This window comes from Akkermansiaceae bacterium, from assembly GCA_019634595.1.
GTDB lineage: Bacteria > Verrucomicrobiota > Verrucomicrobiia > Verrucomicrobiales > Akkermansiaceae > Luteolibacter.
The window spans coordinates 1,051,806-1,074,474 of sequence record JAHCBC010000002.1; the positions used below are offsets into that span (position 1 = coordinate 1,051,806).

At 62.9% G+C, this 22,669-nt stretch carries 27 protein-coding genes; 14 read left to right on the top strand and 13 right to left on the bottom strand.

All coding sequences use genetic code 11. The features are described from left to right. The first annotated feature begins 74 nt into the window (after window positions 1-74). The 3 genes from trxA to KF712_10320 are packed head-to-tail and all read left to right on the top strand — an operon-like array spanning window position 75 to window position 2,907. Entirely contained in the window at window positions 75-755 is a 681-nt protein-coding gene (gene trxA, locus KF712_10310; protein MBX3741373.1) for a thioredoxin, read from the top strand. Between the two features lie 41 nt (window positions 756-796). Then, a complete protein-coding gene (locus tag KF712_10315; GenBank protein MBX3741374.1) occupies window positions 797-1,909 on the top strand; it encodes an exo-alpha-sialidase in 1,113 nt (370 codons plus the stop codon). Window positions 1,910-1,923: 14 nt separating this feature from the next. Next, window positions 1,924-2,907 (top strand): amidohydrolase, encoded by a 984-nt coding sequence (locus KF712_10320; protein ID MBX3741375.1) that lies wholly within the window; start codon window positions 1,924-1,926, stop codon window positions 2,905-2,907. Between the two features lie 5 nt (window positions 2,908-2,912). On the opposite strand, the gene KF712_10325 is transcribed toward KF712_10320, so the two are convergent. Further along, complete coding sequence (locus KF712_10325) at window positions 2,913-3,593, bottom strand: hypothetical protein (protein ID MBX3741376.1); 681 nt, start codon at window positions 3,591-3,593, stop codon at window positions 2,913-2,915. Window positions 3,594-3,698: 105 nt separating this feature from the next. Continuing rightward, a complete protein-coding gene (locus KF712_10330; protein ID MBX3741377.1) occupies window positions 3,699-4,577 on the bottom strand; it encodes a DUF2236 domain-containing protein in 879 nt (292 codons plus the stop codon). A gap of 101 nt (window positions 4,578-4,678) precedes the next feature. Here KF712_10330 and KF712_10335 point away from each other — a divergent pair, with 101 nt between their 5' ends. Beyond that, window positions 4,679-4,981, top strand: coding sequence for an N-acetyltransferase (locus KF712_10335; GenBank protein ID MBX3741378.1), 303 nt, complete (start codon window positions 4,679-4,681; stop codon window positions 4,979-4,981). 34 nt (window positions 4,982-5,015) lie between these two features. Here KF712_10335 and KF712_10340 read toward each other — a convergent pair whose 3' ends face one another. The 4 genes from KF712_10340 to KF712_10355 are packed head-to-tail and all read right to left on the bottom strand — an operon-like array spanning window position 5,016 to window position 7,725. Further along, the gene (locus tag KF712_10340) at window positions 5,016-5,609 is read right to left on the bottom strand and encodes a methyltransferase domain-containing protein (protein ID MBX3741379.1); all 594 of its coding nucleotides are present in this window, start codon (window positions 5,607-5,609) and stop codon (window positions 5,016-5,018) included. Window positions 5,610-5,614: 5 nt separating this feature from the next. Next, window positions 5,615-6,193 (bottom strand): hypothetical protein, encoded by a 579-nt coding sequence (locus KF712_10345; protein ID MBX3741380.1) that lies wholly within the window; start codon window positions 6,191-6,193, stop codon window positions 5,615-5,617. Window positions 6,194-6,253: 60 nt separating this feature from the next. After that, on the bottom strand, window positions 6,254-7,018 hold the full coding sequence (gene truA / locus KF712_10350) for a tRNA pseudouridine(38-40) synthase TruA (protein MBX3741381.1): 765 nt from the start codon (window positions 7,016-7,018) through the stop codon (window positions 6,254-6,256). 2 nt (window positions 7,019-7,020) lie between these two features. Then, on the bottom strand, window positions 7,021-7,725 hold the full coding sequence (locus KF712_10355; GenBank protein MBX3741382.1) for an MOSC domain-containing protein: 705 nt from the start codon (window positions 7,723-7,725) through the stop codon (window positions 7,021-7,023). 55 nt (window positions 7,726-7,780) lie between these two features. On the opposite strand from KF712_10355, the gene KF712_10360 reads away from it, so the two are divergent. Both KF712_10360 and KF712_10365 read left to right on the top strand, forming a co-directional pair. Then, complete coding sequence (locus KF712_10360; protein ID MBX3741383.1) at window positions 7,781-8,734, top strand: ThuA domain-containing protein; 954 nt, start codon at window positions 7,781-7,783, stop codon at window positions 8,732-8,734. Beyond that, complete coding sequence (locus KF712_10365) at window positions 8,734-9,081, top strand: glyoxalase (GenBank protein MBX3741384.1); 348 nt, start codon at window positions 8,734-8,736, stop codon at window positions 9,079-9,081. Before KF712_10360 ends, KF712_10365 begins: the two co-directional genes overlap by 1 nt. On the opposite strand, the gene KF712_10370 is transcribed toward KF712_10365, so the two are convergent. The 3 genes from KF712_10370 to KF712_10380 form a co-directional block, all read right to left on the bottom strand. Continuing rightward, on the bottom strand, window positions 9,082-11,250 hold the full coding sequence (locus tag KF712_10370; protein ID MBX3741385.1) for a YXWGXW repeat-containing protein: 2,169 nt from the start codon (window positions 11,248-11,250) through the stop codon (window positions 9,082-9,084). A gap of 32 nt (window positions 11,251-11,282) precedes the next feature. Next, window positions 11,283-11,522 (bottom strand): hypothetical protein, encoded by a 240-nt coding sequence (locus tag KF712_10375; protein MBX3741386.1) that lies wholly within the window; start codon window positions 11,520-11,522, stop codon window positions 11,283-11,285. A 183-nt stretch (window positions 11,523-11,705) separates the two neighbouring features. Further along, entirely contained in the window at window positions 11,706-13,199 is a 1,494-nt protein-coding gene (locus KF712_10380; protein ID MBX3741387.1) for a malate:quinone oxidoreductase, read from the bottom strand. A 100-nt stretch (window positions 13,200-13,299) separates the two neighbouring features. Here KF712_10380 and KF712_10385 point away from each other — a divergent pair, with 100 nt between their 5' ends. Then, window positions 13,300-13,989 carry a hypothetical protein gene (locus tag KF712_10385; protein ID MBX3741388.1) on the top strand — a complete coding sequence of 230 codons (690 nt, stop codon included), beginning with the start codon at window positions 13,300-13,302 and terminating at the stop codon, window positions 13,987-13,989. 9 nt (window positions 13,990-13,998) lie between these two features. Here the strand turns inward: KF712_10385 and KF712_10390 are convergent, their stop codons facing one another. After that, window positions 13,999-14,379, bottom strand: a complete 381-nt coding sequence (locus tag KF712_10390) for a hypothetical protein (GenBank protein MBX3741389.1) — start codon at window positions 14,377-14,379, stop codon at window positions 13,999-14,001. 208 nt (window positions 14,380-14,587) lie between these two features. On the opposite strand from KF712_10390, the gene KF712_10395 reads away from it, so the two are divergent. The 3 genes from KF712_10395 to KF712_10405 all read left to right on the top strand — a co-directional run bounded on the left by KF712_10395 (window position 14,588) and on the right by KF712_10405 (window position 17,351). Continuing rightward, window positions 14,588-15,148: a hypothetical protein gene (locus KF712_10395; protein MBX3741390.1), complete on the top strand. Its 561-nt coding sequence runs from the start codon at window positions 14,588-14,590 to the stop codon at window positions 15,146-15,148. A gap of 18 nt (window positions 15,149-15,166) precedes the next feature. Beyond that, complete coding sequence (locus KF712_10400; protein MBX3741391.1) at window positions 15,167-16,684, top strand: flotillin family protein; 1,518 nt, start codon at window positions 15,167-15,169, stop codon at window positions 16,682-16,684. A gap of 130 nt (window positions 16,685-16,814) precedes the next feature. Beyond that, on the top strand, window positions 16,815-17,351 hold the full coding sequence (locus KF712_10405; protein ID MBX3741392.1) for a tyrosine-protein phosphatase: 537 nt from the start codon (window positions 16,815-16,817) through the stop codon (window positions 17,349-17,351). Here the strand turns inward: KF712_10405 and KF712_10410 are convergent. Next, window positions 17,335-17,523: a DUF4250 domain-containing protein gene (locus KF712_10410; protein MBX3741393.1), complete on the bottom strand. Its 189-nt coding sequence runs from the start codon at window positions 17,521-17,523 to the stop codon at window positions 17,335-17,337. The two genes, KF712_10405 and KF712_10410, sit on opposite strands and share 17 nt — an antisense overlap. A gap of 259 nt (window positions 17,524-17,782) precedes the next feature. Here KF712_10410 and KF712_10415 point away from each other — a divergent pair, with 259 nt between their 5' ends. Then, entirely contained in the window at window positions 17,783-18,643 is an 861-nt protein-coding gene (locus KF712_10415) for an alpha/beta hydrolase (GenBank protein ID MBX3741394.1), read from the top strand. 9 nt (window positions 18,644-18,652) lie between these two features. Here KF712_10415 and KF712_10420 read toward each other — a convergent pair whose 3' ends face one another. After that, window positions 18,653-19,072, bottom strand: a complete 420-nt coding sequence (locus KF712_10420; GenBank protein MBX3741395.1) for a DUF3127 domain-containing protein — start codon at window positions 19,070-19,072, stop codon at window positions 18,653-18,655. A 292-nt stretch (window positions 19,073-19,364) separates the two neighbouring features. On the opposite strand from KF712_10420, the gene KF712_10425 reads away from it, so the two are divergent. From KF712_10425 to KF712_10435, 3 genes are all read left to right on the top strand, one after another. Further along, window positions 19,365-19,505: a hypothetical protein gene (locus KF712_10425; protein MBX3741396.1), complete on the top strand. Its 141-nt coding sequence runs from the start codon at window positions 19,365-19,367 to the stop codon at window positions 19,503-19,505. Between the two features lie 111 nt (window positions 19,506-19,616). After that, a complete protein-coding gene (locus KF712_10430) occupies window positions 19,617-20,903 on the top strand; it encodes a PepSY domain-containing protein (protein MBX3741397.1) in 1,287 nt (428 codons plus the stop codon). Then, on the top strand, window positions 20,900-21,907 hold the full coding sequence (locus KF712_10435; GenBank protein MBX3741398.1) for a hypothetical protein: 1,008 nt from the start codon (window positions 20,900-20,902) through the stop codon (window positions 21,905-21,907). Before KF712_10430 ends, KF712_10435 begins: the two co-directional genes overlap by 4 nt. A 3-nt stretch (window positions 21,908-21,910) precedes the next feature. Here the strand turns inward: KF712_10435 and KF712_10440 are convergent, their stop codons facing one another. After that, complete coding sequence (locus tag KF712_10440; protein MBX3741399.1) at window positions 21,911-22,600, bottom strand: Fe2+-dependent dioxygenase; 690 nt, start codon at window positions 22,598-22,600, stop codon at window positions 21,911-21,913. Between the last annotated feature and the right edge of the window lie 69 nt (window positions 22,601-22,669).

The window sequence follows — 22,669 nt, forward strand, 5'->3', positions numbered from 1 at the left end:
GGATTGTTTGCTTCGGGTGTCCGGCCGGGATGGAAGCTCGACATTTCATTGGGTGGGGTGGACATTCAGGGCATATGAAGTGGTCCGTTCCATCCGCCTCCGTGTTGGCCCTGGTGATGATGACACTGCCTTCCTGTGAAAAGGTGAAGGAGATCGCGGACAAGGTCGCTCCCCAGAAACAAACGGAAGCGAAGGCCACTCCTCCTGAAGCCACCGAGAACCAGACGCCGCCGATGCTGGGGAAGCTGAAGGAAAAAATGGAGACGTACCGCGGTGCTGCCGTCACATCCCCTGCGGTGAGTAACCTGGGGGAGAATGATTACGAATCGTTCATCACCACACGTGGCAAGCTGGTGGTGGTGGACTACCATGCGGATTGGTGCGGTCCCTGCAAGATGCTGTCACCGGTGCTGGAGCGGCTGGCCGCTGAGTCCGGGGGGAAGGTGATCATCGGAAAGATCGATGTGGATGCGAACCCCACGCTCGCGGAAAAGGCGGGGATACGCAGCATCCCGGATGTGCGGGTTTTCCGGGATGGCAAGCAGGTGGATCGTTTCATCGGCGTGCTGAAGGAAGGCGACATCCGGAAGATGTTCGCGAAGCATTCCGCCGGATTGGAAACCAAGGCCCCGGCCGTGGCTGATGGCGGAGCGACCTCGCCCGCTGCCACCGGACCGGCGTCCGCGGCAGGGACATCCCCCACCTTCCAGCGCATGGACAAGAACTGGATGCCCCCGGGAATCCAGAAACGCTGAAAGCCGGCAAGACGGGGGATTCCGCGAGCGTTTCATCCGGAATGAAAACCCTCCTCATTTCGTTGTCCATCCTGTGCCGCGCGTCTTTCGCCGCCGCCCTGCCGGTTGTGGATCTCTCCGCGGATGTGGAGCGCCAGGTGGTGGTGGAGGCAGGCACCCCGGAGATCTATCAGGGTCACCCGACCACGGCTCTGCTGCGGGATGGCCGGACCCTCCTCGCCGTATGGACCCTGGGTCACGGCGGACCCTGCGGGCCGATGAAGAGGAGCGACGACGGCGGGAAAACCTGGAGCGCCTTGTTGCCGGTGCCGGAGGACTGGAAGACCGTCCGCAACTGCCCGGCGATCTACCAGCTTGCCGATCCGCAGGGGAAGACACGGCTCATCGTTTTCGCGGGGCAAGGGCCCGGCGGCTCCCGGCAGCCTGACAACGGGATGATGCACCAGTCGGTCTCAGAGGACGGCGGAAAGACATGGTCCGCCATGAAACCGAACGGCCTGGAATGCGTGATGCCCTTCTGCACCATCACGGCGGTCGAAGGAGGGAAGAAACTCATCGGCCTCACGAATATCCGCCGCCCCGGTGACATGGAGGATCGCTTTTCCAATATCCTCACCCAGAGCGAATCCACCGACGGCGGACTCACCTGGTCGCCCTGGCGGGTGATCCTCGACCTCCAGCCGCTGAGGGTCTGCGAGCCGGAGGTGATCCGCTCGCCGGATGGCCGCCAGTTGCTCTGCCTCTACCGGGAGAACCGGAAAAGGGAGGCGGGCTTCATGACCAGCGACGATGAGGGAAAGACATGGTCGCCGCCCCGGCGGCTGCCCCCGGCATTGGTGGGGGACCGGCACAAGGCGCGGTATGCTCCGGACGGCAGGCTGGTCATCTGTTTCCGGGACAAGTCGCCCGCCTTCGGGACGATGAATCATTTCGTCGCGTGGGTGGGCCGGTTCGAGGACATTCCGCACGAGGAACGGGGCATCCGGGTGAAGCTGCTCCATAGCCATGCCGGAGGGGACTGCGGCTATCCCGGCCTGGAGCTCCTGCCGGACGGCACCTTCGTCGCCACCACCTACATCAAATATCGTCCCGGTCCGGAAAAGCACTCGATCATCAGCACCCGTTTCCGGTTGGATGATCTGGAGAAACGATAGATCACACCCGCCCCATGACTCCCGCCACCCCCCCGCCTGTCATCGATTGCCACGTCCACCTGGTCGGAAACGGCAGGAAAGGCAGCGGGTGTTGGATCCGGATGAGCGGCTGGCATCGCTGGCTGGGTGGCTTCATGGCCAGGATGATCGGCATGCCCTTCAGCTTCGAGCATGAGGACTTCGATGCCACATACGTTTCCAGGCTCGCGGATTTCGTGAAGGAATCCACCGCCGACCAGATTCTCCTGCTTGCACAGGAAGAGGTCTACAACGAAGACGGGACGAAGCGGGACTTCGGCTCCTTCCATGTGCCGAACGACTACCTCTTCGAGGTCTGCTCGGGGAATCCCGCGTTCCTTCCCGCGGTTTCCATCCACCCCGCGCGCAAGGATGCGCTGGAGGAACTCGACCGCTGTCTCGCGAAGGGAGCACGCGCTTTGAAACTGCTGCCGAACTGTCTGGACGTGGACTGCTCCCGGCCTGCCTATGACGCATTCTGGGAAAAGATGGCGGAGGCGGGCCTGCCGATGCTCGCCCATACCGGCGGGGAGATGACCGTGCCCGTGGCCAACAAGCTCTATCAGGACCCACGCTACCTGGAGCGTCCGCTGGAGATCGGAGTGAAGATCATCGCCGCCCATGCCGCCAGCAACAGCAGCCTATGGGATGAGGACTACTTCGACGCGCTGGTGGAGATGATGCGGCGCCACCCGAACCTGTATGGGGACAGCAGCGCGCTGAACACCCCGGTGAGGAGTGCCGCGTTCGCAAAAATCCTGCGCTGCGATCTGGCGGACCGCTTCATCCACGGCAGTGATTTCCCGGTCCCGGTAGGCACCTGGTATGCCCGGATGCGCGGCTTGGTCGATGGACCGGCGAGGGCCGGGGCGGCCCGCATTCCGAATCTGATCGAGAGGGACCTTGCCCTGAAAAAATCAATGGGTTTCCCTGACGGGCACTTCACCCGTGTGGGCGGGATTCTCAGGAAGATCGGCTGAGCGATCTACTTCGCTTCTCCGGCGGGTGGTGAATCCTTGAGAAGACCGGCTTTCATCAGTTTGTCCGCCGTCGCAGCGAAGTTGCGGTTTCTTTCTCCCACGGAAGGACCGCCGCCTTCGCCCATCATCGCCCTCATCTCCTTGTCGAAGTATTCATCCTCATGCGCGGGCTGCTTGGTGGGGTCGATCCCCATCATTTTGGTCGCCTCATCGATTTGCCCCTTCCGGGAGCCGATCTTTGCGAGCGCTTCGTTATATTTCGCCTTCATGGCCTGGACGTCGGTCACGCTCTTGAGTTCGGAGACGACGACCTTGAATGCGGTCACCCGGTCCGGGTCGGACACGAACCATCCCGCACCGCCCACGGTCGTCCCGATGAACAAAACCATGGTGACGATGAAGGACCGGCGGTTGTTGCGCCTGCGCCGGGCGATTTTCTGGTCGATGATGCGGGCGAATTCCTCGCTGTCCGCATCGTAGGATCCCTGGGGGGCTTCCTGGGCAGGTTCGGGGGGACGGACGAACTGGAAGGCAGGTGTGGCTTGCTGCGGCGCGGCTCCATTCGTCGGGGGGGCATGTGCCGCGGTCTGGCCGGGCCGGGCGAACTGCCAGGTTTGTGGGGCTTGGCCGCCCGCATGCTGATGACCCGTTCCCTGCTGTTGGTTCCCCCCTTGACGATCTTGCATGGATCAGATCGATAAGTTCATATCATCCGATTGTAAATATGGCTTAAGCACGCAATCACGTATAAACACTGTTAGATATGCGGAGTTTGGAGGGATATGCCGAAGTTATGCGGAATTGGGTTGGGATATGATCCTTCTCCGGGCTTGGACCACCGGGCTTGAGTCCAGCTCCAGCCCGTCCGCCTGCCTCGCGAGGAAGCTGAGGACTTTCGTGGCGGTTGGATGCGGCAGCCTTCCGCCAAGGCCGAGTTTGGTCCGGATCTCAGGAGGCAGCAATCCCACGGATGCGGAGACGATGGTCCTGTTGAAACGTCGCAGCGGTGGTGGCAGCAGGGGCAGGGATTCCATGATGCCGATGAACTCGGAAAGGATTTCCGATGGTTCGAGCAGGGGAAGCGTCCCGGTGAAAAGCCCGATGAGTTCCTTCTCGGAAACAGGAGCCGCCTCCGCTCCATAGAGACATGAAATGGGGGCACCCTCTTCGTAATATCTGTCGCGTTCGGCTTGATCGAGCGGCTGCACATAATGGTGATATGCCTCCAGAAAACCGAAGGCGGCGGTCGCATGGACCCAGCGCAGCAGTTCGGGATCGTTGGCCTCGTAAGGGATGCCATCCGGGGTCGTTCCCCGCACCTGTTCATGCATGCGGCGCACTCCGGAAATCATCCGCGTGGCCTGGCTGCGGGCACCATAAACGGTGACCATCGCCGCCATGCCGGTCCGGCGCATGCGCCTCAGTGGATCGGTCCGGAACGTGGTGTGGTCCCACACCCCGGAACGGACCCTCGGCTCGGCGAGTTCCAGCAGCACCGCCGTGATGCCGCCGATGACCAGGGTCACGGGATTTGCGAAGACACGCCAGGAAACCGAGTCCGCCGGCACCAGCGCGGGTTCACCCGCAGGTTGGGAAAGATCCATTCCGCGTCCGCTGCCATCGTCCAACTGGCTGCGCAGCAGGGTTTCCAGCCGGGGTTTCAGAATCATCGGAATGGATGGCATGGATGCGGAGGTGGCGGCATCTTACCGCAATAATCGCGGTGCGGGAGGGATTTCGTGGGAGAGCGGACAATTTGACCCGGGCCGTCATGCGGGTTACCCGTGTGCGCATGGGGGAAATCACCGATCACACCGCCCGCCGGCGTTTCGAACTGGAAGAGGAAGGAAAACTGGCGTTCGCCGACTATCGGCGGGAAGGGGAGGTTCTCGTCCTGCCGCATGTGGAGTCGCACCCGGATCTCCGGGGGAAAGGAACCGCCGGACGCCTCATGGCAGGGGTTCTGGATCTTGCCAGAAAGCGGGGGCTCAAGGTGCTGCCCATCTGCGGTTATGCGGCGGCCTACATCCAGCGCCATCCGGAGTACCATGACCTGCTTTCCGGGGAGGATTGAATGCCGCTGACTCCCGGTTGTCCGCATGGCCTGATCACGGCGTGCGGCGCAGGATCATCACCCGTTCGCGGCCGATCCTGCCGGGAAAGCCGGTGACCGGCACCCATGAATCCAGCGGTGTGAAGCCCGCGGCGGAGAACAGGGCGCCGAGTTCGGCTGGCCCGATCCCGAATGGCGGTCCCGTTTCCCCTTCGTCCATCTCCGGGTTGATGAAAAAGACGCCTGCCAGGATGCCTCCCGGCCGGAGAACGGTTCCTGCGCCTTGCACATAGGACGGCCGCAGCGAGGGATCGAGGGCACAGAAACAGGTGTGTTCCCACACCACCTCGTAGGCATCCACGTGGGGAGGGGTGGGATTGAGGAAGTCCGCGACCCCGAACTCCGCCTCATGCCCGGGGTCGAGCGCCCGCGCCCGTGAGATGGCCAACGGGGCGATGTCCAGGCCCGTGGCGGATGCGGCCCGTTCCGCCAGCCATCGCACGTCATGCCCCGTCCCGCAGCCCGGCGCCACCACCTTCCGCCCGGAGAAGATCCCGGGATGGCGTCCCTCGATCTCCGCCAGCACCGGCGTGGGGATGCCCTTGTCCCATGGCGTGTCCTGTTCCTCGTAGCGCGCGTTCCAGTCCATGTCCGTCAGAATCCGCCCGGAGGATGCGGGAGTGTGTTCAGGAAAGCCGGGGAGCAGCCTTTGATCTTGAACCACCCGTTCTCGTAGCCCGCCACCTTGATGGGATTGGCGATGGCGAACGTGGCCAGGGAGGCCAGGAGCAAGCCCAGGCCGCCGCTGATGGGGACCATGATCGCATCCCCATCGTCCAGGCCGGTGGCTGTGGCGATCAGGCCGATGCAGGCCAAGAGGAGCGCCAGCCCGATGAATCTCCAGCGGATGATCTTTCCGCGGGTATCCCCATTCAGGCTGTAGGTGAGCTTCGCCTTCTTCCGGGTCAGAAACATGACAATGATCCCGATCAGATGGGTGAGCAGGATCAGGATGATGACCCACGGTGGTGTCCAGGTGATGGGCACTCTTTTTCTCCATCCGCTGCCGCCCACAGGCTCATTTGTCCTCAGGCAGACATCGGGAAGTTCCGCTCCATCCCGGACGACCAGAAACTTTCCGTCCCGGAAATATAGGGGGGAGGAAAGGTGGAAGGGAAGGGGCGGCGGCGTGGCCGATGGTGCCGCGTAGGGATTCATTTCGTTGCTGCTCATGAACGGCGGATCCGTGGTCTGGTGGAAATCTAACAGGAGAAGGTGGGGAGGCAAGGACCGTCAGCCGTTGCCGTAGAACACGCGCCAGAGGACCAGTCCATGCGCGGGTGCGTTCATCCCGCTGGCCCGTCGGTCCTGTTCCTCCAGCATCCCGAGGATGGCCGATGCCGGATATTTCCCCTGTCCGATCTGCACCAGCGTTCCCGCGATGCCGCGGCACATCTTGTAGAGGAATCCTCCCCCCTCGATGATGAGGGTCAGCTTCGGCCCCGCTTTCCGGATCCCGCAGCGGGTCAGGGTCCGCACCGCATCCTCCAGCGGAGCGCCACGGTTCGCGGTGAAGGAGCGGAAATCCCGCCGCCCGATGAGCTGGGCCGCGGCCTCCCGCATGGCGGTGACGTCCAGTGCCTGCGGGACATGCCATGCGCCATGGCGCAGCAGCGGGTTCATCGCGGGATGGTTCCAGATCTCGTAGCGGTATTGCTTTCCCGTGGCGTCGAAGCGGGCGTGGAAGCCGGGAGCCGCGCGGATGGCGGATCTCACGCGGATGTCCTCCGGCAGCAGCGCGTTGACCGCCAGGATCAGATGGCGCGCGGGCATCCGGAATTCGCTCCGCGGAACTTCGAAATGGGCGACCAGGCCGAAGGCGTGCACGCCCGCGTCCGTGCGGCTGGAGCTGGTGAGCTTTGGCGCACTGGGGAACAGCCGTGCGAGCGCCGCTTCAATGCGATCCTGCACGCCAAGGCCGGACTTCTGGCTCTGCCAGCCCTGCCATGCCGTCCCATCGTATGCGATGGTGAGTTTGAATTTGATCGTTCCGGCCATGGTCACTCCGGTTGTCCGGTCCGTGAGGAGGTGCCGGCGGCCTGTCCTTTCTCCGCCCGCAGCCACAGGCCGTCCTTCCAGCTCGCGGAGAGAAGGGGGCATTCCGCCAGTGCCTTCGCTGCGGCGAAGTCCGCTTTGTCCTGATGCATGGTCCGGTTGCAGTGGGTGATGGTGAATTCCCCATAGGGCCGCTCCAGCAGGACCAGTTTGTCGCCCGGGCGGACCTCGCCATGGCGGATGACGCGGAAATAGTAGCCGGTGAATCCGGTGCGCTCCACTTGCAGCGCCAGATCTTTCACCCGCCACCGCCGCGCGAGCTTCCAGCAGGGTTGGCGCGGTTGGGAAACCTGCACCTCCGCTCCCCCCAAGGAAAAGCGGTCGCCGATGCAGACCTGATCTTCAGCCAGACCCTCGACCGTGAGGTTTTCCCCGAACCCGCCGTGGCCGAACTCCGGGATCTCCAGTGTATTCCGCCAGTAGGGGTAGTGCTCCGCGGGGTAGACGCAGACCGCTTTTTCCGATCCGCCGTGGTAGCGGCGGTCCGCCTGCTCGTCCCCGCGGAAGCCCTCGTAGCCCAGCCATGCCGGGCCTTCCGTGGGAACTTTGGAAAAGCCGCTGGTCCATTCCTTGTCCCACCATTCGCCGGAACCTGTGGTCGCGAAAGCGCGGACCTTTCCCGTGTGCAGGGCGAGAACCTTTCCTGACATGCCCGGAGCATGAATTTTTGCTCGCTGGCGGGAAAGCGGAATTTACGCTGCGGACATGGTGAAACTCATCGCGTCCCTCACGGTGGCGGCCTTCTCGCTCTGCGCATCGGTTGATGCGGCCCCGCACAAGATCCTCTTCTTCACGAAATCCAGCGGCTTCGAGCATGACGTCATCTCCTGGAAAAAGGGCCAGCCCAGCCATGCCGAGAAAGTGTTCCTCGAACTCGGGGAGAAACATGGCTGGCAGTTCGAGTTCTCCAAGGACGGCTCGAAGTTCTCACCGGAGTATCTCGCCGGATTCGACACGGTGATCTTCTACACCACCGGCGACCTCACCTCACCCGGCACCGACAAGCAGCCGCCGATGACCATGGAAGGGAAGCAGGCGCTTTTCGACTATGTGAAGGGTGGCAAGGGATTCGTCGGCCTGCACTCCGCCTGTGACACGTTCCACACCAACAACGAGTCGAAGAAGGGACCGGAACGTTATTTGAACCACGGCAAGGATGCGGATCCCTACGTCTGCTTCATCGGCGGCGAATTCATCATCCACGGTGCGCAGCAGAAGGCGGAGAACAAGGTCATCAACCCGAAGTTCCCCGGCTTTGAGGAGGCGGGGGACAGCTTCAGCTTCCATGAGGAATGGTATTCGCTGAAGGACTTCAACCCGGACATCCACGCGCTGACCGTCATCGACTCCCCCTCCATGAAGGGCGCGATGTATGAGCGTCCGCCTTATCCGACCGGCTGGGCGCGCACCGAGGGCAAGGGCCGTGTCTATTACACCGCCATGGGCCACCGGGAGGACATTTGGACCAACGCCACGTTCCAGAACATCCTCGTCGGCGCGATCCGCTGGACCACCGGCGAGGTGCAGGCAGCGACCCCGCCGAACCTCAAGGAAGCCGCTCCCGGGGCGATGACCAATCCCGCCTATATCCCGCCTGCCCCGCCGAAGCCCAAGCCGGAAGCGAAAGCGGAGAAGAAAACCGAACCCGCCAAACCCTGATGAAAGTCGAGAAGGTCAAATACGTGCTGTGGGCTGCCGACTGGCAGCGCTGCCTGGCGTTCTACCGGGATCTGTTTGGTGGGGTGATCAGCTTCGAGTCGGAAACATGGAGCGAGATTGTTGTCGCGGGCGCCACCATCGGCGTCCATGGCGGCGGCGAGGGTAAGCGCACCTGGACGGGCTTGTCCTTCCAGCTCGATGACATCCGCGAAGGAATCTCCCGCCTCAAGGAATGCGGGGGAGAACTCGTTTCCGATCCGGTCGATACCCCGGAGGAACCGATCCATCTGGCGATGTGCATCGATCCGGAAGGAAACGAGTTCATGATGACGCAACGGCGTCATTGATCAGTCGCGACCTCCCCGGCGGCCTTCCGGGCGGCCGCCGCCGCCCGGGCCACCTTGTGGTCGGCTCGGAGCGGCTTGACGCTGCGGGGCTGCCTGACGTTGCGGGACAGCCTGACGTTGCGGGGCTGCCTGACGTTGCGGGGCTGCCTGACGTTGCGGGGCTGCCTGACGTTGCGGGACAGCCTGACGTTGCGGGACAGCCTGACGTTGCGGGACTGCCTGGCGTTGCGGGACTGCCTGGCGTTGCGGGACTGCCTGGCGTTGCGGGACTGCCTGGCGTTGCGGGACTGCTTGGCGTTGCGGGACTGCCTGGCGTTGTGGTATTTCGCGGCGCTCCGGGGTTGCCTCTCTCCGTTGTGGGACCACTTGGCGGGGTGGCTCGATCCTACGTGGTGGCTCAGCCTGGCGCTGGGGAGGAGAAGGACGCTCACGCCTTTCCACATCCGGGCGGCCAGGTGCCTGTGGGATGGTCCGTGGCTCGTTGTCGCGCCTCATGTTCGGTGGTGGATCGACACGATTCGGGTCGTCATTCTGCCGCTGCTGCTGGGGTGGCGAAACAACGCCCGGACGGCGGTCATCACGGTTGCGACCTGCGGTTTCTCCCGGAGAAGGGCGACCTGTTTCGGGACGGCGCTCCGGAGTGACATTCGGGCCGCGGTTTTCGCGCCCGGGCCCGGCGGTTTCTCCAGTGGACGGGCGACCTGTCTCCGGACGACGTTCAGGCGTCGCATCCGGCCCACGGCTCATGCCATCGGGAAGGCGGCGATCTCCCGGGCCACCTGCGGTTTCCCCACGGTTGGGTCCGCGCTCGTCGCGGCCTCCCGGGCGGACATCCCGCCGTGGCGGAGGGGCATCATTGCCGGTGAGTTGGTCGGGACGCTTCGCGACGACCGGTGAGCGTTGGAAGCGTTCGCGGATGAGTTGCGCGGCGGCACCATCCCGACCGGGGGTGCGGTCACCGCGAACTTCGAGTTGTTGCCTGTCGCGGGTAAATTTCCGCATGTCCTGTCGCTGTGAAACAATCCGGTCACGGGCATCACGGTCGAGTGCCTGGAAGCGCTGGCCGCGGTTGTCCCCACGATTGGAAACGAACCGGCTGAACGGCTCCGCAAATCTCATGTTGCCACGGTCGCCGCGTGGGCCTTCCGGGCGTCTCGCCAGCTCCGCCCAAGTGTGGGCCGGCCGTGCGTTCTCATTGTTGCGGAAGTATTCGAAATTGTCGCGGCGGCGTTGTTCCCAGCCGCGGTCGCCGCGGTGGCGCCACCGGTCATGGACATAGATCGGGTCATAACCACGGCGGCTGCCGTGGTAGTGGAAGGAAGCGTACCAACCGCGGTCACGGTAGCGGGTGGAGTAGTAGTCGCCGAAGTAGTAGTGGCAATAGCGCGGCCTGACGAACAGGTGGTCGATGAACACCGTGCTGAGAATCACCGTGGCGGGCGTGTAATAGTAGTCCGGCCGGGAATACACCACCCGGTCGAAATGGACGGGGGCGAACACCGTCCCGCGGCGGTTGATCTCATAGTCCCAGTAACCATCCACATAGACGTAGCCACGTGGGGTCCATACGTAGTGGCCGGGGATCCACACCCAGCTTTCCTGCGCGGGTTGCCAATAACCGGGCTGCCATGCATAGCGGTTGTCGTTGTAGATCCAGTTGCCGGATACCCACACTTGGTTGTCTCCGAGGGCATCGGAACTGGGGCCGTTTTCAAGCGCTTTTGGCGGGGCGGGCAGGTAGGTCACTTCCTCCGCATCTTCGGACGCCCAGTAACCGGAGATCCACTGCCACTGGGATCCGGCGGGATTCCAGTAACCCGGCACCCATTGGCGGCCGGGTGGAAGGTTCCGCCAGACGCCGCTGACCCAGATGAAATCGCTGCGGTCGTCATCCCACGCCCAGTAACCGGAGATCCAGGAAATGTTCTCACCGACGGGACGTTGGTCGGGCGGCAGTTCCTCGATCATCTCCGGCGGCTGCCGATCAACAATGATGCCTTGTTCAGGCTCGAAGCTCACCGAAGTGGCGAACGCCTCATGGACGGGACCCCGGGTGAGTTCCTCCACCCCCGCCTGCGGCTGTGCGGCCACATTCCGGGGAAGGAGGAAAATGCCGCAGGACAAGGAAAGGATCAGTGCGCCGATGAGGGCGCGGGAGTGGGATTTCATGACTTTATTTTCTCACGGGTTTCACCCACGGCTCAGCTTGCGTCGCTGGTCACCGTGGTTTCCTTGGTTCGTGGCGGAGCACCACCGCCGGTGGTGACCTCCGTCGCACTGGTGGTGTTGGACACCGAGCGGGCGGCGCCCATGATTCCGAGACCCCCGATGACGAGGCCGGTGACGATCAACCAGACTTGCGGAACCCCCATCACGGAAGCGCCGTAAAGAATCCCCGCGAGCAGAACCGCGGTTCCGAGTAGGTAGATGATTGCTTTCATGGTGAGGTCTGGTTTCGCAAACCCCATGCCATTTCGTCACATCAACGGGTTATGAGCCCTTTGCGCTGATCAAAATTGCGAATTGCGCGTTGATTGGCGGAATGGCAATGCGGTTTCCTCCGGTGGAGATAACCGTATGACGTGCGCCCTTCCGTGCTTATTCATCCCCGGTTGAACCGGAAGTCAGGCGATGCCCAGGGCACCATCCGCAGCAGTCCGCAGCTTCCGGTAAAGTTCCGGATCGTTTGCCAGACTTTTGCCATAGGAGGGTACCATTTCCTCCAATTTTTCCTTCCACCCTGGCAGGCGGTCTTTGAAGCATCTGCCAATGATGTCCAGCATGACATCCACCGCCGTGGAGGCTCCGGGGGAGGCACCCAGCAGCGCGGCGATCGAGCCATCACCCGCGGAGACGACTTCCGTGCCGAACTGGAGCACACCGCCTTTTTTCGCATCCTGCTTGATGATCTGCACCCGCTGGCCTGCGGTGAGCAGACGCCAGTCCTCCAGCTTCGCGTCCGGGAAAAATTCACGCAGCGCGTCAAGACGGTCCTGGGGATGCTGCATCACCTGTTCGATCAGGTAGCGGGTCAGGTCGATGTTGTCCTTACCGACGGCGAGCATCGGGATCAGGTTGGAGATTTTCACCGATCCCGGCAGGTCGAAGAACGAGCCGGATTTCAGGAACTTCGGCGAGAAGCCGGCGAACGGCCCGAAGAGGAGGGAGAGCTTCCCATCGATCACCCGGGTGTCCAGGTGCGGCACGGACATCGGTGGCGCACCGACGGCGGCCTTTCCGTACACCTTCGCATGGTGGCTTTCGACGACCTCCGGATTGTCGCAGACGAGAAACTGTCCGCTGACGGGGAATCCGCCGAAGCCTTTGCCTTCTTCGATCTTCGATTTCTGGAGAAGGGGAAGCGATGCGCCTCCCGCACCCACGAAGACGAACGGGGCGGTGACGGAGCGGTTGATGCCCTTTTCCAGGTTGCGCACCGTCAGCTCCCAGCGTCCGTCACGCTTCCGCTTGATGTCGTGGACCTGGTGGCGGGTGGCCACCTTCACGTTTTCCTTTGAAACGAGGAAATCCACCAGGCTGCGGGTGAGCGCGCCGAAGTTCACATCCGTGCCGCCTTCCACGCGGGTCGCGGCGATAGGCTCGGCGGCGTGGCGGCCCTGCAGCAGCAGCGGCGCCCATTCCCTGATCCGGCCACCGTCCTCGGAATACTCCATCTCGGCGAAAAAGTGATGCTTCGCCATCGTCTCATGGCGGCGCTTCAGGAACGCCTGGTCCTCCCGGCCGCGAACAAAGCTCATGTGCGGCACCTTCGTGATGAATTCTTCCGGGGAAGGGAGGACGCCCTGTGCCACGAGGTAGGACCAAAATTGCTTCGACAGCTCGAACGCCTCGTTGATTTCGATGGCCTTGGAAATGTCAACGGAGCCGTCGGGCTTTTCCTTCGTGTAGTTCAGCTCGCAGAGCGCGGCGTGGCCGGTGCCGGCGTTGTTCCATGGATTCGTGCTCTCTTTGGCGACCTCCGCCAACGCTTCCACGATCTGGATCTTCAGCGTGGGGTCCAAATGGTGGAGGAGAACGCCGAGGGTGGCGCTCATGATGCCCCCACCGATGAGAATGACGTCCGGTTCCGCGATCGTTTCTACACGTTTCATGGCCATGCGCGCGGCGCGATAGGCCTATCCCGGGTGCTTCGCAAGCCGATATGAGCGGGAAATGCGCTTGGCGGGGGAAACCGCCGCCGCCACTATCCCGGAGATCATGCTAGTGGAACTGAAATGCAACAACTGCGGGTCGCAGTTGAAGCCGGAGGACATCTCGCCGCAACTCTCCGCGGCGCGCTGTCATCATTGCAACGCGCTGTTCGCCCTGCCCGCCGCAGCCGGTGGCCGGACGATCGGGCGTCCGGATGTGGCGTTGCCCCGCGGCATGAGCATCGAGGAGCGGATGGACGGGCTGACCATCACCCGCCGCTGGCTGGAGGCGAAGGTGTGGTTCCTGCTGTTTTTCGCGGTGTTCTGGAACGGCTTCATGATCGTCTGGAACGTCATTTCCCTCTCCCAGGGAATCTGGATGATGTCGGTGTTCGGCCTACTGCATACCGGGGTAGGGTTGTTCCTGATCTATCTGGTGCTGGCGATGTTCCTCAACACGACCACGGTGAAGGTCACCTATGATGCGGTGGAAACCCGCAGCGGCCCGTTGCCGTGGAAGGGGAACAAGACCATTCCGAAGCATGAGGTGGAGCAGTTCTACTGCACCGAGAAAGTCCAGCATTCGAAGAACGGTTCCTCCGTCACCTACAAAGTGGAAGCCGTCCTGAAAGGAAACCGCCGGGAGACATTGGTGCAAGGCATCACGCACCACGACCAGGCGCTCTACATCGAGCAGCAGTTGGAGCGGCACCTGGGTATCCGGGATGTGTCCGTCGCCGGAGAACATGGCCGATGAGCGCCCGCATCAGCGGACAGCCACCTCTCCCTGCAGCTCGCTCCAGATCCACACTGCCTCACCTCCGGCTTCCTCCCGCTTTTCCCACAGAAACCAGCCGTAGGCCGGGGTCCAGTGGAGTTCATAGGTGTTCATTCTCCTTACCTGTCTGCCATTCTCGATGACCGGGTGGACCGCGATGATCCGCCTGACATGGTTCACCTCGAATGGGCCGGATTTCGTGGTGCCCTCCAGCACCATCGCCACGGCGATGGCAGGGGTGCGGTTCTGGCTCCGCAGGTTGATCAGCCTGGAGATCAGTGCATCGGACGGTTCACTGGCCGGTTCCGCGGCGATGGCGGACGGAGCCAGGGCAAGGCAACAAAGCGGCGGCAGGTGGATGGGTTTCATCGCCTGTTTCGACGGAATGCCCGGCGGATTTATTCTCCCATTCCGCGCGGATGTGATTTCGTACAGCTTCGGAGCGGTGGAAATGGCGTCGTTGTTTCCAACGGTATGCCGTGTAAAATGATGATGGTCATATCATTGTATGCTTTTGTGGGTTGATGGAATTCTCAAATTCCTTGCAAGTGGTTGGCGGGTTTCCCAATGTCGTATCGTGTTCGACTCTTGGTGGGATGCCCTGAACCTGGAACTCCGTGTCTTCTATGGCATCGGAATCATCGCCCTGTTGGTGCTGCTGCTCCAGCTCGCCCTGTCCGTCTTCGGCGGCATGGATGAGCACGATTTCGACCATGCGGGCGACCACTCGTCCGGACTCAGCTTTTTCTCCATCCGTGGCGTCACCGCCTTTTTCGTCGGCTTCGGCTGGTCCGGGGTCATCGCCCTGAATGCGGGGTGGGGACTCATCCCGGCCATCGCCGTTGGCATGACCGTAGGCGTGACGCTCATGCTGGGGATCTTCCTGCTGATGACGAGCATGCTGCGCCTCCAGTCCAGCGGGACGCTCGATTTCGCCAACGCGGTCGGCAAGATCGGCACGGTCTATGTCACCATCCCCGCCGGGCGGAAAGCCGGTGGTCAGGTGGAGGTTCTCCTCCAGGGCCGCCTCACGATGGCGGATGCCCTGTTCCGCGGTGAAGCCCCGCTTTCGCCCGGCACCAAGGTGACCGTCGTCGAAAAAATCGGGCACTCCACCCTCATTGTCGAACCCCTCTGACCCTCCCCTGAAAAAGCCATGCCTACACTGATCCTTGCAGCTGCGATCGTCATCGTCATCTTCACCGCGCTCATCGCCATCGCCGCGCGTTACAAGAAGTGCCCCTCCGACCGGGTGCTGGTGAAGTATGGCAAGGTCGGCGAAGGGAAATCCGCCGAGTGCTACCACGGCGGCGCCGCCTTCATCTGGCCCATCATCCAGGACTACCAATACCTCACACTCACGCCGCTCCCCATCGACATCCGTCTGGAAGGCGCACTGTCGAAGCAGAACATCCGGGTGAACACGCCCTCCACCTTCACCGTCGGCATTTCCACCGAACCGGGGGTGATGGAGAATGCGGCGGAGCGTCTGCTGGGTCTGACCATGCCGCAGATCAGCGAGCTGGCGAAGGACATCATCTTCGGCCAGATGCGCGTCGTTATCGCGACGATGGACATCGAGGAAATCAACTCTGACCGCGACAAGCTGATTGCGAACATTTCCCAAGGCGTTGAGGTGGAGCTGAAGAAAGTCGGCCTGCGCCTCATCAACGTGAACATCCAGGACATCACGGATGCTTCCGGCTACATCGACGCGCTCGGCCAGGAAGCCGCTTCCAAGGCCATCGCGGAGGCGAAGGTCAAGGTCGCCCAGGCGGACCGTGACGGTGAGATCGGTGCGGCGGCCGCGCAGCGGGACAAGCGGATCAGCGTTTCCGGCGCCAATGCCGAGGCCACCCGTGGTGAGAACACCGCGGAAGTGGAGATCGCCAACTCCAACGCCCAGCGCCGGAGCGCCCAGGCGGAAGCGGAGCGTCTGGCACAGGCGGCGGAGAAGGTCGCCCACGCGAAGATTCTTGAAGAGGCTTATGTCTCCGAGCAGTCCGCGGAGAAACAGCGTGCCGAGCGGGACAAGGCCACCCAGTTCGCCAACATCGTCGTCCCGGCGGAGGTGGCGAAGCAACGCCAGCTTGTGGAAGCGGATGCGGAGGCGGAAAAGGTGCGGCGGATCCAGCAGGGCAAGGCGGACGGTGTCCGTGCCGAGAAGCAGGCGGAGGCGGATGGTATCATCTTCGTGAAAGAGGCGGAGGCCGGTGGTTTGAAGGCACGCCTTATCGCCGAGGCGGATGGTCTGAGATCCCGCCTGCTCGCGGAAGCGGAAGGCGCGCAGGCGGTCCTCGTCGGAAAGGCGAAGGGCTTCGACGACCTCATCCGATCCTGCCAAGGCCCGGGAGGAGCACAGCAGCTCCTCATCACCGAGCTTCTCCCTCAGCTCGTCGAGGCGCAGGTCAAGGCCATCGCCAACCTCAAGATCGACAAACTCACCGTCTGGGACAGTGGCAAGGGGGCGGACGGAAAGAACAGCACCGCCGGATTCCTTTCCGGTCTCGCAGGATCGGTCCCGCCGCTCCACGAACTGGCGAAAAACGTCGGCGTCGAATTGCCTTCCTACCTGGGCAAGCTGGACGACCCGCAGGCCGACCGGCCATCCGTGCAGCCGCCGGCACCGGAAGCTCCGGTGACTGGAAACACGCAGTCCGTGGAAGGCATCTGACCTGACCTTTGGATATTCCGATCAACGGCGCACTCCGGAATGGGGGCGCCGTTTTTCTTTGTCGGGAGACTTTCCGCGTGATGGGAAAGGATGATTGCGCACAGGAGAGGGCGAGGCTATCCCCGTCAGGATGACCAAGGCCGTGCTCCGTCACCTTCTTTCCGCCGTGATGGCGTGCTTCATCGCGTCATGTGGTGCGGGCACGAACCTCCATCAGGTGGACGGGAACGTGTGGCGCTCCTCCCAGCCTGAGAAGCGGGACTTCCGTGCGCTGGAGAAGGACGGCATCCGGGAGGTGCTCAACCTGCGCCGCTATCATTCCGACGACGCCATTGCGGGGAACCTGGTGTGCCACCATGTCCGGATGACGGCGGGAAAGATCAATGACAAGAACATGCTGGAGGCGCTGCGCGTCCTGGCCGCGGCGAAGCAACCCATCGTCGTCCACTGCTGGCATGGCTCCGACCGGACGGGCGCGGTCATCGCGATGTACCGCATGGTCATCCAGCGGTGGCCGAGGGAGCAGGCCATCGCGGAAATGGTGGACCCGCGTTACGGCCATCATGCGGGTGTGTTCCCGAACGTCCGGGAATACCTGGAAAACGTGGATGTGGAAAAGATGCGCCGCCAGCTCCGGGCGGAGGGGCTGCTCAGCGGAACTGCTTGAGGGCGGGCTGGTAGGTATAGCCTGCTGTCTCCAGCTTTTCCTCCAGCGCCGCCTGGTCCAGGTCATGCGTTTTCACCAGATCGTCGAGTGATTCGCTGTGGTTGCGCAGTTCCGTATTCACCAGACCGAACAGCAGGTGGGGATCCATGGCGAGGTAGTTGGAGAGATCCATGGACCGAGGATGCATCCGTGGGGTTGATCCGCAAGTCCCTTGGGGCCGCTGGTCATTTCGGAGTCGGAAGGACTTGGGTGGATTTTGATGCCACTGATTTCACTGATTCCGGAAAAGCAGATGTAAGATTATGAATCAGTAAATCAGTGAAATCAGCGGTCATCCTTTTCCATGACCAGAGGTGCCACCCCAAATGGGAGCATGGTCCGTTGTGCCCTGCTTCCTTGACGCATGGCCGCCGCACCCTAGCGTCGGAGGGATGCGAGCCACGCTGATCCTTTCCTTCCTGGTTTCTTTTCTCGGGCTTTCCGCCATGGCCCAGGAACGCCAACCCCTCTGGCCGGAGGGGAAGGCCCCGGTGGGGGACGGTTCCTTTGATCCGGCGAATGCCTTCATCACCGTCCACAAGCCGGAGAAGCCGAATGGCGCGGCGGTCGTGATCTGCCCGGGTGGCGGCTACCGGATGCTGGTGACCGGTGCCGAGGGCCACGGCATCGCCAAATGGCTCAATGGCCACGGAGTGACGGGCATCGTCCTGGAGTACCGGCTCCCTGCCGGCCGGGCGTTCGTCCCGCTGCTGGACGCGCAGCGCGCGATCCGGACGACCCGTTCCCATGCGGCGGAGTGGGGGATCGATCCCGGAAAGATCGGCATCATCGGTTTTTCCGCCGGAGGACACCTCGCCTCCACCGCCGGAACCCACTTCGATGCGGGAAAGCCGGACGCGGAGGATGCCGTGGACCGTGTCTCCTGCCGCCCGGATTTCATGATCCTGGTCTATCCCGTCATCACCATGGACATCGCCACGCACGGCGGCTCCCGGGCGAATCTGCTCGGTGCGGATGCATCCGCGGAGCACATGGCGCTGTTCTCCAACGAGAAGCAGGTCACGGACAAAACCCCGCCGGCATTCCTCGCCCACGCGCTGGATGACAAGGCGGTCACCATCGAGAACAGCCGCCTGTTCCGGAAGGCCCTGGCTGACAAAAATATTCCCGTGGAGCTGGTGGAACTGGCCAGCGGCGGCCACGGACTCAACGGCTACAAAGGCCCGATGTGGGACGAGTGGCAGACCAAATCGGTCGCCTGGCTCAAGGGGCTGAAAGTGATTCCGGAATAAGACGGGCGATCAGAACGGGATATCGTCGTCGTCGAAGTCGTCTTCCTTCCGGAGGTCCGCAGGGGATGGTTCGGAAGACGGCTGGCTGTTCTGGCGTGGGGCGCTCCGCCGTTGTGGGGCGGACTGGTCGTACTCACTGTCGTTTCCACCGCCGCCATTTCCGCCACCGCCGCCCTGGATCTTCCAGGCGGAGAGGTTCACGTAGTATTTCCCGTTGTACTCGTTGCCCCGGATGTCGAAGTTCACCGTCACGTCCTGGCCGACCTTGTAGCCGTCCAGAAGTTGGCACTTGTCCTTCACCACCTCGAATTTCAGGTCCTGGGGATACTTGTCGGCGGCTGTGGTCACCACGAACTCCCTCTTGGAGAAACCGCTGGCGAAGGATTGGGTGTCGTAGATGACTTTGATTTTCCCTGCGGTTTCGTACATGGCGGCAGTCTCCCCGAAGCGGTCCCGATGTCGAAAGTTTTTTGTGATCCCGCATCCTTATCCCGGTCTTGGTTCCAAATGTCGCCAAGGATTGGGAGCACCTGGCGGCATGGTCCGGCATTTTTTAAGCACGGATTGAAGGATCAACGGATTACGCGGATTGGCTTCTTCAAAAGACCCGTGCAATCCGTTGATCCTTCAATCCGTGTCCAGAAAAAGCTTCGCAACCGATTGATGGCCGGAAATTGGTGTGATTGCTTGATTCAACACCTAACAGGGAAAATGATCCTCCATGGCCGATGCTTCTCCCTGCGACCGCTGCGGCGCTCCATCCGTGGCGGAAGCCGGGGACGAATCGCTCTGCGCCGACTGTTTCCATGAGGCGGGTTCCTGTTGCGGCCGGTTTGGCGGCGACGAACAGGAGGCTCCCTGACGGCGTCGCCTTTCCCCGGAGCCAGCGGAAAATCCTTCCGAACGCTGGTTTGGATTTGACCTCGCCCGGTAATTGAGACGCATTCGCATCACTTTCCCCTGCGGCACTCTCATGCGCTTCTTCAAAAAGTCCGTATTCTGGCTCCACCTGGCCACCGGTCTGGCGGCCGGCCTCATCATCCTGATCCTCGGCCTCACCGGAGTGATCATGTCGTTCGAGAGGCAGATCCTCGAAGCGAACCACGGGGTGAAAGTCACGAAGGCCACTCCGGAGCAGGTGGTGGCCGGTCCGGAGAAAATCCTCGGCAACCACGCGGGCACCAGCCCCGCGGCAAGTGGAGTCACTTACTACAGAGATCCGGAGATGCCCGCGTCCGTGCAGTTCGGACGGGGAAAGTCCGCCTACGCGGATCCCTACACGGGCGAGTCACTGGGCGAGGGGAACGCGAACCTGAAAGGCTTCTTCGCATGGGTCCTGCGGCTGCACCGTTGGCTCACCCTGCAGGGGGACTCCCGTGAGATCGGAGGAAACATCACCAAGGCGGCGAACCTGGTGTTCCTGTTCCTCGTCATTTCCGGCCTCTACCTGTGGTTCCCGAAGCGTCTGAGCCGCACCGCTTTCCGCGCCGTCGCAACCCTCCAGTTTCGCCTCAAGGGCCGTGCCCGGGACTGGAACTGGCACAACACGTTCGGCTTCTGGGCCTGCGTGCCTCTCTTCTTCATCGTGATCACCGGTCTGGTGATGTCCTATTCGTGGGCGAACAATCTCATCTACACGGCGGTGGGCGAAACCCCGCCACCTCCGCGCGGTGCCGGTGGCCCGCCGGCTGCCGGTGGTGCCCCCCGGGAAGGCGGCGAGCGCCGTGGCCCCCGTGGTGGCGATGGCGGCATGGCACGCGAAGGCCGGGCCGAAGGTGGTATGGCGGGGCGTGGAGGTGGCCGCGGTGGTGATGGGCCAGGCCATAGCCACGACCATGGCGGCGCTCCGGTCAGCCTCGCGGGGCTGGATGCGGGCTTTGAAAAGGTAAAGGCGGCCAGCCCCGGCTGGAGGACGATCATCGTGACCCTGCCCAAAGGCACCACCGCCGACTACTCGGTTTCCTACTCCCACCGCGGGCGTCCGGATCTGCGCCGCACCCTCACCGTGGACCTCACCTCCGGTGAGATCGTCAAAAATGAAGGCTTCGGCGCACAGACCACGGGGCGGAAGATCCGCACCTTCGCCCGCTGGGTGCATACCGGCGAGGCGCTGGGCTGGTTCGGCCAGTTGCTGATGGGCGTTGCATCCCTGGCGGCGGTGATTCTTGTCTGGACCGGATTCGCGTTGAGCTGGCGGCGCTTCTTCAAGAAGCGCAGGATCTCCGTGATGAAACAGGCCGAACTCAGGAAAGCGGCGTGAATCCGGAAGAACGCGCAACTTTGGTGGAGGAAACCACGCGCTGGATGGGCGCGGGGTTCGGTGCCATGGCAAACGGCGACTGGAACGGTGCGGCTGGTATTTTCCGCATGGCTGCGGAAAGCCGTGAACGGCTCCCCTGGCGGACGGATGAGGAGGCGGCCTGGTTGCTCTCAGCCACATGGCTGAACCTGGGGGACGTGCTGCTCCGCATGGAGGATCCGGCGGTGCTGGATGAGGCGATGCGGGCTTTCGACCGGACCATCGAAGTGATGGCGTGCATCGACCCATCAGGGAATCCGGCCTTTGTGGACCGGATCATCCTGACCTGGCTGAACCGTGCGGCGGCCTTTTATGGGATGGGGGACGCGGAGTCATCCCTGCGGGACTTTGCCACGGGGGAGGCCTTGCTGGCCGGGTGGGGTGAAGACTCCACGGCAACGAGGGCTTTCCTGGCGGCGATGTTGCGGGTGAACCGTGCCAGAACGCTGGTTCTGGCAGCGCGGGCGCTGGAGGCTTGGCAGGAAGCCGGGGCGGGCATCTCCCGCTTGCGTTCCATCCCGGCTGATCGGGAAACTTCAGTCGCCGGTATTCTCGCGCGGAGCGTCCGGTGCCGGGCGCTGGCAATGCTGCTGGATGAACCCGATGGAGCGGGAAAGGTCGGAGACTGGATCGCGGAGGCGACGGATTCCGCGGAGGAAGCCTTGGCCATGGTCCGGGCGACGGGATTCCGGGGGGGCTGGCTGGCCGATCTGGTGCGGTACGGGGCGATCATCTACCGCGTCTGCCAGCCTCATTTCCTCGGAGAGTTTCTGGCGGAATGGTTGGCGGGTGACGGACCGCTGGCCGGGGATCAGGAGTTGAGGGAAGAAATGCGCGGACAACTCTGGCTCACGCTGGCGGACGCCGAAAGGAAAGTCCTGGAGGCACCCCATGATACGGACTTCGTTGAGAAGCAGACCCGGGTGGTTCTGGCGGTGAAGGAAGGTCTGCGCCTCCTGGGGTGAACGTCACATCTCCGCCCACTGGCGGAGCAGGTTGTGATACACGCCGGTGAGCTGGGTGGTCGCCTCATGGACCAGAGGCTGGTCCGGCAGGCCGCCGTTCAGCCGCTGGATGGCGATGTCCATGTCGAACAACAGGGAGCGCCGTTCGTCCGAGCGGATCATGCTCTGCAGCCAGAAGAAGGAGCACAGGCGGGTACCGCTGGTCACCGGTTCCACACGGTGGAGGCTGGTGGAGGGGTAGAGCACCATTTCACCGGCGTTGAGCTTCACGCTCTTTGCTCCATAGGTGTCCTCGATGATGAGTTCCCCGCCTTCATACTCCTCCGGCTCGGCGAAGAAGAGGGTGCAGGAAAGATCGGTGCGGATGCGCCGTCCGTCCGGCATGGTGCGGACGGAAGCATCCACGTGGGTGCCGTAGGTCTGGCCGCCGGAGTAGCGGTTGAACATCGGCGGGAGGATGTGCAGCGGCAGTGCCGCGGACATGAAAAGGGGGTTGGATGCCAGTGCCTTGAGGATCGCCGCGCCCACTTGGCGGGCGGCCGGATGGTCGCCCGGGACCTGCATGTTGTCCTTCACCTTCATCGCCTGGTGGCCGGCCGTGGCGCGTCCGTCTTCCCAGAGGGCTTCTTCGAGGAGCTTGCGGCATTCCGCCACTTCAAGCGGGGCGAGCACGGACGGGATGGAAAGGATCATGGCGGAAGGATGAGAGGATCTGGAATGGAGTGAGAGGAAAAAATTCCGCCGCCCGGCGCAACCCGGACG